This window comes from Deinococcus sp. (assembly GCF_018260555.1).
GTDB lineage: Bacteria > Deinococcota > Deinococci > Deinococcales > Deinococcaceae > Deinococcus.
This window is the reverse complement of record NZ_JAGLBB010000075.1, coordinates 1-11552: the sequence shown is the minus strand read 5'-3', so window position 1 is coordinate 11552 and position 11552 is coordinate 1. Positions and strand designations below refer to the sequence as shown.

General features: G+C 64.2%; 11 protein-coding genes and 1 pseudogene. 2 read left to right on the top strand and 10 right to left on the bottom strand.

Going from position 1 to position 11552, the window contains the following annotated elements; genetic code table 11:
• On the top strand, window positions 1-377 hold a 377-nt coding region (locus QZ271_RS12505; RefSeq protein WP_291431958.1), incomplete at its 5' end, for a class I SAM-dependent methyltransferase.
• A 103-nt stretch (window positions 378-480) separates the two neighbouring features.
• The gene (locus QZ271_RS12500) at window positions 481-1377 is read left to right on the top strand and encodes a NaeI family type II restriction endonuclease (RefSeq protein ID WP_291431960.1); all 897 of its coding nucleotides are present in this window, start codon (window positions 481-483) and stop codon (window positions 1375-1377) included.
• Here QZ271_RS12500 and QZ271_RS12495 read toward each other — a convergent pair whose 3' ends face one another.
• From QZ271_RS12495 to QZ271_RS12450, 10 genes and pseudogenes are all read right to left on the bottom strand, one after another.
• Window positions 1378-2343, bottom strand: coding sequence for a DNA cytosine methyltransferase (locus QZ271_RS12495; protein WP_291431956.1), 966 nt, complete (start codon window positions 2341-2343; stop codon window positions 1378-1380).
• Between the two features lie 585 nt (window positions 2344-2928).
• Entirely contained in the window at window positions 2929-5034 is a 2106-nt protein-coding gene (gene pta, locus QZ271_RS12490; RefSeq protein ID WP_291431954.1) for a phosphate acetyltransferase, read from the bottom strand.
• A gap of 154 nt (window positions 5035-5188) precedes the next feature.
• Window positions 5189-6397: an acetate kinase gene (locus QZ271_RS12485; protein WP_291431952.1), complete on the bottom strand. Its 1209-nt coding sequence runs from the start codon at window positions 6395-6397 to the stop codon at window positions 5189-5191.
• A gap of 105 nt (window positions 6398-6502) precedes the next feature.
• Window positions 6503-6808 carry a hypothetical protein gene (locus QZ271_RS12480; protein WP_291431951.1) on the bottom strand — a complete coding sequence of 102 codons (306 nt, stop codon included), beginning with the start codon at window positions 6806-6808 and terminating at the stop codon, window positions 6503-6505.
• Window positions 6805-7845 carry a hypothetical protein gene (locus tag QZ271_RS12475; protein ID WP_291431949.1) on the bottom strand — a complete coding sequence of 347 codons (1041 nt, stop codon included), beginning with the start codon at window positions 7843-7845 and terminating at the stop codon, window positions 6805-6807. The genes QZ271_RS12480 and QZ271_RS12475 overlap by 4 nt, the downstream gene beginning before the upstream one ends.
• Entirely contained in the window at window positions 7842-8042 is a 201-nt protein-coding gene (locus QZ271_RS12470) for a hypothetical protein (RefSeq protein WP_291431947.1), read from the bottom strand. The genes QZ271_RS12475 and QZ271_RS12470 overlap by 4 nt, the downstream gene beginning before the upstream one ends.
• Window positions 8043-8189: 147 nt before the next feature.
• Window positions 8190-8630 carry a hypothetical protein gene (locus QZ271_RS12465; RefSeq protein WP_291431946.1) on the bottom strand — a complete coding sequence of 147 codons (441 nt, stop codon included), beginning with the start codon at window positions 8628-8630 and terminating at the stop codon, window positions 8190-8192.
• On the bottom strand, window positions 8627-10468 hold the full coding sequence (locus QZ271_RS12460) for a DUF4157 domain-containing protein (RefSeq protein WP_291431944.1): 1842 nt from the start codon (window positions 10466-10468) through the stop codon (window positions 8627-8629). Before QZ271_RS12460 ends, QZ271_RS12465 begins: the two co-directional genes overlap by 4 nt.
• A gap of 49 nt (window positions 10469-10517) precedes the next feature.
• Window positions 10518-10967: a tRNA (adenosine(37)-N6)-threonylcarbamoyltransferase complex ATPase subunit type 1 TsaE gene (tsaE, locus tag QZ271_RS12455; RefSeq protein ID WP_291431943.1), complete on the bottom strand. Its 450-nt coding sequence runs from the start codon at window positions 10965-10967 to the stop codon at window positions 10518-10520.
• A gap of 180 nt (window positions 10968-11147) precedes the next feature.
• Window positions 11148-11552, bottom strand: a pseudogene (locus QZ271_RS12450) (hypothetical protein); the annotation flags it as partial.

The window sequence follows — 11552 nt, the reverse complement described above, 5'->3', positions numbered from 1 at the left end:
GGGTCTGGTCAGCGTGTTCACGGGTGACGTGCTCATGCCCAACTTCAACCCCTGAGCTCGCCCTGCTGAGCAGTTACAAACAAGCTACCGAAGCGCAGTTTGAGGTCCGCGACATCGAGAACCTCCGCGAACACTACGCCCGCACCCTCACCCACTGGGCTGCGAACCTCGAAACGCACCACGCAGAAGCCCTCGCCGCGCTCGGCGAGCAACGCCACCGCCTGTGGCGCCTCTACCTGGGCGCCACCTCCCACTACTTCGAGAAAGGCCACCTGGGCCTCTACCAGACCCTGCTGGCGAAACCCGACGAGCAGCGCAGAGCCCACGTCCCCCTCAGCCGCGCGGACCTCTACCAGGGGGGGATGGTTGAAGGTTGATGGACAGGCTTTTTTCCATCAACCATCAACCTCGACCCATCAACCCTGCGGTCCCTGTGCCTGGATGTCGGTCAGGGCGTCTTCGGTTAGGCTGATGGGCGTGATGCCAACCGTGGTGGATTCCGAGGTGCAGCATGTGGAGCAGTCCCTGATGGAGGCGGCGGGAGGCCACGAGCAGATTGAAATGTATTTCGGAGCACTGATTCGTCAGTCTATCGACGAGGTGGTCGATGGTCCCCGCACTGGCCGCATTCACTTCTCCAGTCTGACGCCAGAGGAGAAGAAGTACGTGGGTACCAAGGTGGAGATCATCCTCCGGAATGAACTGGAAGTTCCGAAAGGCCTGCTGCTTGACCTGAATGTCCGTGGGGTCGAGGTGGACATCAAATGGAGTCAGAGCAGTGCCTGGATGATTCCCCAGGACTACGACGACCTCCGAAAACACAGCCAGCCACCCGTGTGTCTGCTGATCGGTACGCAGACGGAAGACAGCCTGGAATTCAATGTCGGTGTGGCCCGCGCGGTTCTCATGACGGGCGGCCGTAACCGTGACGGAAAGGGCACGCTGAGAGCCTCACACATAGATCAGGTGGTGGGGCAGACGGCCGTCTGGTTGGTGCGGCGGGGTCGGCTATCACCGACCTTCCTGGCGACGCTGTCCCCGGAGGCTGTTGCCCGCATTATGGGTGCCCGCAAGGGGCAGGCGCGTGTCACTCAGTTGTTCAGGGAAACGGTGGGCCGCCCGGTTCCGCGGAGCGCGGTCGAAACGATGGCTCAACAGAAAGATGCCTTGCGGCGCACCCGTCAGGACGCCTCAAGGTCTGTGGACAGTGCCATGCCGTTCAGGGTGTTATCTGGTGCCTGGAAGGCTCACCGTGAAGCGGCACTGTTACTGACGGGTCATGTCCTGAAGAAGGATGAACTGATGGCCGTGCCTCACGAAGCGCTGGCCCGACTCCCCTCGGCACTGCTGAGCTCGATATCCAGGGACGCGCGGTGATCAGACTGCCGTGACTACGTCGCTTACGCGTTGAGTGGCGGCGAGTGCGATGTGTAACTGTGTTCCGACTGCAGCCGCCACAGGTGGCGGGAATGCGTTGCCGACCTGACGGTAGTTCGCAGTCTTGCGTCCGGCAAAGACCCATTCGTCCGGAAAGCCCTGCAGGCGGGCGGCCATACGAATGGTCAGGTGAGGCATACCCTGCTGATCCGGACCGGGCACCTCGTTGGCCAGCAGGTGACCGTTAACGCCCAGGGCAGCCCACGCCCGTTTGGCGCGGGTGGGTCCAAGGTCGGCCCCGCCGTGCTTCTTGCTGCCCCCCACGATGGTGGGGGCAATGGTATTGGCTCCCTGAGCCCACGCCTGGGCTCCAGGCCAGCCGCCGGAGGCCATCAGATCTTCAAGGGCTTCCCCTACCGTGAGAGGCGGGGCTGAATGTGGGAGTGGCCACTCGAAGGCTGCTATGACCTGTGGCTGGAGCGCGAGCATGATGACTCTCGGTCTTAACTGCGGGACCCCGTAATCACTGGCATTGAGGAGTTTCCACTGTACCTGATACCCGAGAGTTTCAAATCCGCTGGTGATGAACTGACGGTACTCTGCAAATTTGGGATCAAGCAGGCCGCGCACGTTTTCCAGCATCACAGCCCGGGGGTGACACTCACTGGCAATGCGGATGGCTTCGGGGAAGAGGTCGCGGTCATCGTGCTGGCCCTGCTGCTGGCCTCCATGTGAGAAGGGCTGGCAGGGTGGGCCGCCGGCCAGCAGGTCAATCTGTCCGGCGTACAGGGTGGCGTCGAATTCCCGCAGGTCTGCTTGCAGGACATTCCAGGTGGGGCGGTTCAGTCTGAGTGTGGCAGCGGCATGGGCATCGATCTCGACGAGACAGGTGTGCGCAAAACCGGCCATTTCCAGCCCCAGTGCTTGCCCCCCGGCGCCTGCACAGATTTCGAGGGAAGTTAGCATTGTTGTAATTTCTCCGTTGTAAAGGAGTTGTACCTGATGAGGGAGGGCTGGTGTGCCTGGACGCCTGGGGTGACAGGATGGTAGGTAGATGGGGCGGTGAGGGAAATGGGAATCGGAGTCATGCGGCACCTCAGCTAACGAAAATACATTACCATTGGTTAACTTAAAATTCCAGTCCCCTCTTTTCAGGGAACTGCATTTTCCCGGCGTGTCAACTGCGTCTCGTACGCCTGAACACACCCCAACTCCTTCCCCTGAGCCGCGCGGTACTGGCCCGGAGTTCGCCCGGCCCGGGGGCGGATTTCAATGATGGCTCCGGTACGGACCATGTATCGCAGCGCAGTGGTGGCTTTTGGAAAGGAGACCCCCAGTGCCTGCACGAGGTCTCCTACCCGCAGTTCTCCGGCACCATGCAGCACGTACAACCAGATCAATTTGTACAGGGCCGGGTAAGCATGCAGAACGTCCGGTAGCATGATTCCCCTGCCATCACTGGCAGTAGCACTCGGCTGGGAATTCGTCTGCGGCGTGTCTGAGTTCTGGTGTTGTGCTGTATCGTGCCTGTCTTCCATCAACTCTCAACCATCATCCATCAACCTTCCCCTGTGTGGCCTGGATGGCGGTCAGGGCGATGGTGTACACGATGTCGTCCACGAGCGCGCCGCGACTCAGGTCGTTGACGGGTTTGCGCAGGCCCTGGAGCATGGGGCCGACCGCGATGACCCCGGCGGCGCGCTGCACGGCCTTGTAGGTGGTGTTCCCGGTGTTCAGGTCCGGGAAGATAAACACGGTGGCGCGGCCTGCGACGGGACTGCCGGGCGCCTTGGCCTGCCCGACCGACAGGACGCTGGCGGCGTCGTACTGCATGGGGCCGTCGACCAGCAGGTCCGGGCGGCGTTCACGGACCAGGGCGGTGGCGGCCTTGACCTTCTCGACATCCTGCCCGCTGCCGGATTCGCCGGTCGAGTAGGACAGCATGGCGACGCGGGGCGTGATGCCGAAGGCGCGGGCGCTGTCGGCGCTCTGGATGGCGATGTCCGCGAGTTCCTCGGCGTTCGGGTTGGGGTTGATGGCGGCGTCGCCGTACACGAGGACCTGTTCGGGCATCAGCATGAAGAACACGGAGCTGACCAGTTTCGAGCCGGGCGCGGTCTTGATGAGTTGCAGGGCGGGGCGCACGGTGTTCGCGGTCGTGTGAACGGCCCCGGATACCAGGCCGTCTACCTCGCCCAGTGCGAGCATCATGGTGCCCAGCACCACCGTGTCCTCCAGTTGCGCTTCGGCCTGCGGGGCGGTCAGGCCCTTGCTGCGGCGCCGCTCCACCATGGGTTCCACGTACCGCGCGCGGATGGAATCCGGGTGCAGGATTTCCAGCCCGTCGGGCAGCGTCAGCCCCTGCCCCCCGGCGACCTGCCGCACGCGTTCCGGGTCGGCCAGCAGCACGCAGCGCGCGATGCCTTTCTCCGTGCAGCGAATGGCGGCCTTCACGGTGCGCGGCTCGTCGCCCTCGGGCAGCACGATGCGCCGGGCGGCGGCGCGGGCCTTCTGGATCAGCTCGTAGCGGAAGGCGCTGGGCGGCAGGCGGCGGTCCCCGGCGACCTCCGGAACGCGCAGCCGCGCGCCCAGCGGCCCGGTGTCCAGCCGGTCGGCAATAAAGTCCAGCACGCGCTCCATGCGCTGCGTGTCGTCGTGCGGGACGCGTGAATCCAGCCTGGAGAGGCGCGAGGCCGTCTCGAACGAGTTGGTGTTCACGCGCAGCACGGGCAGGGTGCTGCTCAGCGCCGCGCGGCACAGCCGGTCGATGCTGTCCTCGGGGGCGCTGCCGGACGTGAACATCAGCCCCGCCAGGGGCACGCCGCTCAGGTGCGACAGGGCCGCTGCCATGATCACGTCCTCCCGGTCGCCGGGCGTGACGACCAGCGCGCCCGGCACGAACAGGTGCGCCATCTTCGGCACGGTGCGCGCCGTGACGACCGTGCTCGTCACGCGCCGAAGGCCCGCCTCGCCCTCGTTCACGATGTCCGCGCCCAGGTGCCGGGCCACGTCCAGCGTGCGCGGCGCGTTCAGGCTGCCCGACTGCGACACCACGCCCAGCAGCGGCAGCGTGCCCCCGTTCAGGACGCGGCTGCGGGCGCGCAGTTCCGCCATCAGCGTCCCGAAATCCAGGCCCGGCGGCGCGAAGTTCAGCACGTACCCGCTGAGGCCCGAGCCGTCGCTGCGGCGGTACGCCTGCGCCGAGATTTCCAGCTCGTCCGCCAGTTCCGCTGCGCCCACCCCCGCCAGACTGGACACCAGTACCGTGTCCGCCTCCAGGTTCCGCGCGAGGCTGGCATTCAGCGCCCCGGCGTACACGTTCCGTTCGTTCAGGGCGAGGCCCTCCACGATCAGGACGTCCGCCCCGCCCCCCGTGACCTGCCGGGCCAGGGTGACGACCTCCTCCATCAGGTCCTCCTCGGCACCCAGGCTCAACTGCTCCTCGGCGTGCGTCAGGGGAATCGGGTCGGGTGTGGGCAGGTGCGCGAGCGTCCGCGCGAAATGCACGCTGTCGTCCGTGCGGGCCTCGTGCGTCTGCGCGATGGGTTTCAGGAACGCCACCTTCAGCCCCTGGCGTTCCAGCGCGCGGGTCAGGCCCAGCGCCGTACTGCTCAGGCCCACGCCGTTCCGGGTCGGTGCGACGAACAGTGTTTTCATAAGACCTCCAGCTCCAGGGTGCCGGTCCACCCCTCGACCCGGGCGGATGCGACTCGCAGAGCTGCTCCGCAGAGAAGGCGCCGGGCGGGTGCCGGGCGTGGAGTTGCGGCCCCGCTACCCTGCCGGGGGACCAACAGAACAGACGGCACCCGCCTCACGCCGTCCCCCCCTGGCCCTGCGCCTGAGCGGCCAGCACGCCCTGCGTCTGCCGGGCGATCATGAGTTCCTCGTTCGTGTTGATCACCAGTGCCGGGAGCGCTCCCTGCGGACTGATCAGCCCCGACTCGCCCCGCACCGCCCGCGCGTTCAGGGCCGGGTCCACCGCCGCGCCCAGCACGCCCAGCCGCTCCAGGACCGCGCCGCGCACCGCCGCGCTGTTCTCCCCGATGCCGCCCGTGAACACCAGCGCGTCCACGCGGCCCAGCGCGACCGCCAGGCCCGCCATCTGCTTGGCGAGGCGGTACACGAACGCGTCAATCGCCAGCCTCGCGCCCGCGTGACCTCGCGCCGCCGCTTCCTCCAGTTCCCGCATGTCGTTACTCAGGGATGAGAGGCCCAGCAGGCCGCTCTCACGGTTCAGGGCGGCCGTTACCTCCGACAGGCTCAGGCCCGCCTGCCGCGCAATGAAATCATGCAGGCCCGGGTCCACGTCCCCGCTGCGCGTCCCCATGACCAGACCCTCCAGCGGCGTCAGGCCCATGCTGGTATCCACGCTGCGCCCACCCGCCACCGCGCACACGCTGCACCCGTTCCCCAGGTGCGCCGTGACCAGATTCAGGTCCGCCAGCGGCCGGCCCAGCACCCCCGCCGCCCCGGCCGCCACGAACGCGTGACTGGTCCCGTGAAACCCGTAACGCCGCACCCCATGCCGCCGGTACCAGGACTCCGGCACCGCGTACCGGAACGCGACCTCCGGCATGCTCTGATGAAACGCCGTGTCGAACACCGCCACCTGCGGCAACTGCGGGAACGCCGCGCGCGCCGCCTCGATCCCCGCGATGTTCGCCGGGTTGTGCAGCGGCGCCAGCGGCACGCAGGCCCGCACCGCGTCCAGCACCTCCGGCGTGATCAGCGCCGGCTCACTGAACCGGTCCCCGCCATGCACCACCCGGTGCCCGACCGCGCCCACATCACCGCGCACGCCCAACTCATCGAGCGCGCCCGCGATCACCGCGAACGCCTCCGCGTACGTTCCGCCGGGCAGCGGCACCGACCGCCGCCCCCCCGGCAGGTCCAGCCGCGCCGACGCGTCCCCCGAACCCAGCCGCTCGGCCAGGCCCGACAGACCCACCGCCCCACTCCGAACGTCCAGCAACGCAAACTTCACGCTGCTCGACCCGCAATTCAGCACCAGAGTCCACATGCCCCCATTCTGACAGCGTGCGCCAGGGCACGCGGCCCTGTCACCACGAACGGTGCAGACCCTGTCTGGGAAGAGCTATCCCTGATAGGCTGGCGGCAGTCGCGTTCAGTCCGCTGCGGCCTCGCCACGCAGGTACGACACGATCCCCTCCAGGTCACCTGCCGTCAGGTTCTCCATCAGCCAGTCGGCACCGACCGACTCGCCCTGCGTGCGTGCATTCAGCAGTTCCGCCAGCACACCCAGCAGGGCGTCCATGGCTGCGTCGTCACTGGTCGCGTCGGCCCCGGCTCCGGCTCCGGCCAGACGTTTCTCTTCTGCCAGCGAGAGAGGCAGGGAAGAGAAACGGACTCCGCTGATCTCGAACGGAGGTCGCTTGACGGCCTGACGGCCAAACTGCATGGGTTCTGTCATCTGTTCTCCTTCGCGTCGGGAATACCCCTCACCGGGGACCGACGCTGATCACGCCGCTGCGGTTTCTTGATCGAATGATCGAACCACGGCGCGGTCTTCGGGTTGAAATCGAAATTGAACCACTCCGTGATCTCGATCACCTGTCCGTAGAACTCCCGGAACACCCGGTCAAAGATAGGCCCGGCGTCCGTCCCGCTGGACACCAGAATCGCCACGCTGGTCTCGTTCGCCCCGGAGTTCTCCGGATTGTCGGTCTGAATGACAAAGTTGCGGAGTCTGGGAAACCAGCGCTGCAAGCCCAGATGCAGGCGGTACAGCCGGAGCTGCTGCTCCTCGCCCCCCGACATGTACGGCTGAAAATCACCGTTGGTATAAGCAACGCGGGCGTAGTAAGCCCACTGTTCCTGCATGACGGAGCACACGGCTGAACCCGTTTCAAACCATTCTTCTCGGTAAGTTCCCTTGAGGTGTCTGGTGCCCTTTGGAGCCGCAGGACTGTCAAACCAACGCCACAATGACACTGCAACTGAGTTCCCCGCCTTCTTGTCACCGAAGAAAACATCGAAGGACTGTCCCATAGCAATTCGGTTACTGCCCTCTCTGAGCAGCTTGGCGCTGTTGAACGCTCCCCAGATGCACTCCAGCTGGTTGTACTGTTCGTGGAACAGAGCGAACGCGTCTCCGTAGTACTCCTGCGTTTGCTCGTCGATATCCCAGCGGAACAGGGTGTGCTGTGCGCAGTGGGCTGCCCAGCCCTCGTACATGGCCAGTTCGCTGGCCCGCTGCGCCTCGGTGAAGGGGTCGCGGAACCGCAGGTGCAGCCAGTCGCCGGTCGGGTCGTCCAGCCATTCTCCGATCACACCGTCGTACTCGAACACGATGCGTTCCTCGCCCTGCTCGACCACCCGCGCTCCCCACTGCGAGTCGTGCAGAAAGGCCAGCACCGCTGCCCTGGGCGACGGATACGCGACGCGCGGCCTGTCACGTGCCCGCTTCGGTCTGGTGAGCAGGCGTTTCAGGGTGCTCAGCAGACTCACGGGACCGCCCTTTCATCCGGCGTCTGGGCGTCCTGATAGGGAGGTTCATATGTCAGTTCGTTCGTATCTGTAATGGAGGTGTAGCCGCCAAGCGCAGCGGCTGTCTTCACGGTCTTGTCGAATGGTGTCAGCATCATCAGGGAACCGCCCTGCGCCTCTGAGGTTAGCCCAGTTCCGGCAGAGACGGCGTTCTTCATTTTTCTTCCTGCCCTCATTGGACTGATGTGAAGTTTAGGCTTCTCGGGAAGTGTGTTCCAATGAGGAGGAATCCGGCTGTGGGTTTATTAAACAGAGAGGTCTTCGTGTGATATTCGCTATTTATTCTGATGCTTCCCTGGTGATGCCTAACTAATCGCTTTCGCTTGAATGCCAACGAGGAATCCGTCTGATATGAGGAAAGAGACGTTGCCCCAGATCATCACTTGGTCGACAGCGCCAATATTATCGACGAAACAGGTAAAAAACCCCTTTTCCATCGGGCTTACTGCCGCGTATCTGGCATCTTGGACTTCCAGAAGGGGAAGGGCTTTCATGATGGTAGCCCCTTGTAATTCGAGCTTGGGAAGATCAATCTGTTTCTGGAACTGGGACTCTATCTCTAGTAATGCTCCCTCCGGGTCTAAGCTGATCATTGTTGCTTCGGCAATTGTAGTGCGCCGTGCGTGAAACACCGCCTCGTCAGGTACTGCATAAATCCAGAAAGAATTTACGGCAGGGCTGATTTCAACTGCATACGTGAAGAGCGCGTTAGTTCGGGTATTTTTGATTCGTATGTTGCTATTCACTTGAAATCTCCCGGCCATACTCCAACCAGCTCTGTCGTATCGGGATTGACATGTACTTTAAGACCTGTTTCTGGATTGGTGTAGGTCACGCTGGGTACGTCGTTAATTACGGTGCGAGCGCTTGGCTTGGTGCGAAGTGCTCCCAGAACATCGTTAGGAGTGATATCTTTTCGACCTCCCTTCTTCAGAGTATTCAGGAAGTGGGGATTGATTTTGAAAGTCTGGCCCACAACGCTCAGACCACTAGTAGCCCAACTCTGAAACACACTCAAATTCAACTGCCTGCCTTTAGTCAGGTGGCCGTTCTGAATGCTTTCAACAAGTCCATTCCAGGCTGCCTGAGCAGTACCAAGATTTCCCGATTTTGCGGCGCTCTCGAAGGCAGCCGATCGTTTGCGGATCAGGGCGGCGGCAGATTTCCCGGCGTCGCCCAGGTTCTCTAATTCATGAAGGGCATTCAGAAGTTTGACGACAGCTGCCGATAGCTCTGACAGCTTCCCAGCTTTTTTGGCCTCTCCCACTCCTGGAATCGCATTAATTGCGAAGTTTCCCGCTTTATCCCAGAATCCGGGTGCGGGGAGACCAAGAAGCACTGAGATGGCGTAATCGATGAAGTTATCGATGCTGCCCGTAATGACGGTTTTGCCTATCCAAACAGCTACTACAGGGAGCGCCCGTTGAATGCTGAGTGAACGCATTGGTAGCCCAAGATGTTTCTGCTTGCCGATAACATGGATATTTTTGACAGGTCGATCATGTTTTGGTTGCTGATCAATGTGCATTGGAAGCGCAGCCAAGTGGCGGCCCATATCACGGGCCTGAACCTCATGGCTGATACTGGGGTCAATCCCTGGACCGATTTCCCCACGGGCCTGCTGCACGGTGTGCGTCACCTCGTGCGCCAGCAGTTCCAGTCCGCTCTGCGTGTTCGGGTTGAACTGCCCCGCCTGGAAGAAGATGTCCGTCCCCGTCGTGAACGCCACGGCATTCACGCCCTTGGCCAGTTTGTCTGCCTCAGCATCGTCGTGGATGCGCACCCGGCTCAGGTCGTGGTTCAGGCCCCCCTCCAGATGCCGCTGGATCGCCTCTGGGAGCGGATTCCCTGCCCCTCTTCTGGCCTGAATGCGTTGCAGGACCGGCTGGGTCGCCTCAGCGTCCAGTTCCGCCAGTTGCCGTTGCAGAGTCTGGAGCGTCCCGAAGTTCAGCGCCGCCTGTTCCTGAGCCCGTTGGCGTTGCAGCGCCTCGTCTGTCGCGCGTTGCAGGGGCAGGCGTTCGGATGGAGGCACCATGCCCAGCACCACGCGGGACACCGGGGCGCTCAGCGCGTGGCGTTGCAGCGTGGCGAGGTGCTCGCCATAGGTGGCGTACCGGGCCTGGGACTCGCCCCGGTCGCTGCGGAAGCTGTGGGCGAGGGTCTGCGCCACCTGTCGTTGCAGGGTCTGGAACTCTCCGAAGGCGCGGGTGTCCAGGCGCTGCCCCTCGACGCCCTCGGCACGGTGACGCATCACCGTGACCCAGTCGGACGGCGTGACGGGTTTCACCGGGACGGGCGGCTGCGCTGGCTGCTGTGCGGGCGCGGCCTTGCCGAGCGTGGCGATCTGACGTTGCAGGCTGGTGCGTTCGCCGGTCAGGCGGTCCTGTTCCTGCCGGTCGAGGCTGGCGGCGCGCAGCACGGGCGCGGCGGCCTGTCGCTGGGCGGTCTGCGGCCGGGCCGTGAAGCGTTGCAGCGTGTGCCGCTGCGCTTCCAGACTGGTGAGCGGAGGCGGCTCTGGTAATTGAAGCACCGGTTGAACGGGCAGGGGGACTGTGCGTCTGCCCTGCTGGGAGCGTTCCGTCATGAACGCCAGTGTACTGCCGTCTGACCTGCCGTTCAGAAGAGTTGCGCCCTCAGCGCCTGCGGGTCACGCGGCGCACCTCGGGCGCGCCGTCCAGGTGTTCGAGTCGCAGGATGGGCGCGGCGGGGTAGTCGGGGTACAGGCCTTCGCCCCATTCGATGACGCTCAGGCGGCTGCCGTCGATCAGGTCCTCGAGGTCCATCTCGTACAGTTCGTTCACATCGCGCACGCGGTAGGCGTCCACGTGCAGGACCTGCCCGGCCGGGGTGGGGTAGGCGTTCATGAGGGCGTAGGTGGGACTGGTGACGGTGTCCGTGAAACCCAGCGCGGCGACCAGTCCCTGCGTGAGACTGGTCTTCCCGGCGCCCAGTTCGCCTTCCAGGAACAGGACACTGCCGGGCGGCAGGGTGGCTGCCAGCCGGGCTCCGAACTGCCGCTGTTCGGTCAGGCCGCGCAGCAGCAGTTCGCAGCCCGGTTCCGGAAGGGGAGAGTCGGCGGTCATGCCGCCCAGTATGCCGGGCCGCCGGGTGGTGCGTGGATGCTGAGCAGTACCTTGCAGACGGAATTCGTGTCACACGGATTCCGGTGGATTCGGTGCAGTTCCGAACCAATCCGATCGGATGCGAGTAGGAACAATAGACGCCCCTATGCGGAATGGAGCGCAGTCCGTCTGCGACTCCGGTCATGAGACCTCATCATCCCAGTCGGTGCCAGTGTGCTGCGTGGTGTTCTGCACGCTGGGCTTGGCGGTGCCCAGCAGCCCGAACTGCTCGCACAGCCCACGGAACCCGAAGGCCAGCAGGCCCAGCGCGGCGGCACTCAGGAGCGCCCAGACGGGCAGTGCGTACGCGCCCTGCGTGAGCGTCAGGTTCAGCAGATTCCGCAGCGGCGCGGCGCCGAACAGGTCACCGAACGCGCCCAGCAGTCCGAACAGGCCCTCCAGGAACAGGGGCAGCATCAGCAGGCCCAGACCCACCAGAATGGCCCGCCAGTAGGTGTTCCGCCCGCCGAACGCCAGGTTCAGCAGGAACAGCGGCAGGACCGTCAGGCCCGCCAGCAGCGCGAAGATCAGCACGCGCAGCCACCC

Excerpts from the sequence above, each read along its gene's own strand:
- QZ271_RS12500 (WP_291431960.1), top strand. The coding sequence starts at position 481 with ATGCCAACCGTGGTGGATTCCGAGGTGCAGCATGTGGAGCAGTCCCTG.
- QZ271_RS12470 (WP_291431947.1), bottom strand. The coding sequence starts at position 8,042 with ATGAAGAACGCCGTCTCTGCCGGAACTGGGCTAACCTCAGAGGCGCAG.
- QZ271_RS12460 (WP_291431944.1), bottom strand. The coding sequence starts at position 10,468 with ATGACGGAACGCTCCCAGCAGGGCAGACGCACAGTCCCCCTGCCCGTT.
- pta (WP_291431954.1), bottom strand. The coding sequence starts at position 5,034 with ATGAAAACACTGTTCGTCGCACCGACCCGGAACGGCGTGGGCCTGAGC.
- QZ271_RS12495 (WP_291431956.1), bottom strand. The coding sequence starts at position 2,343 with ATGCTAACTTCCCTCGAAATCTGTGCAGGCGCCGGGGGGCAAGCACTG.
- tsaE (WP_291431943.1), bottom strand. The coding sequence starts at position 10,967 with ATGACCGCCGACTCTCCCCTTCCGGAACCGGGCTGCGAACTGCTGCTG.
- QZ271_RS12480 (WP_291431951.1), bottom strand. The coding sequence starts at position 6,808 with ATGACAGAACCCATGCAGTTTGGCCGTCAGGCCGTCAAGCGACCTCCG.
- QZ271_RS12485 (WP_291431952.1), bottom strand. The coding sequence starts at position 6,397 with ATGTGGACTCTGGTGCTGAATTGCGGGTCGAGCAGCGTGAAGTTTGCG.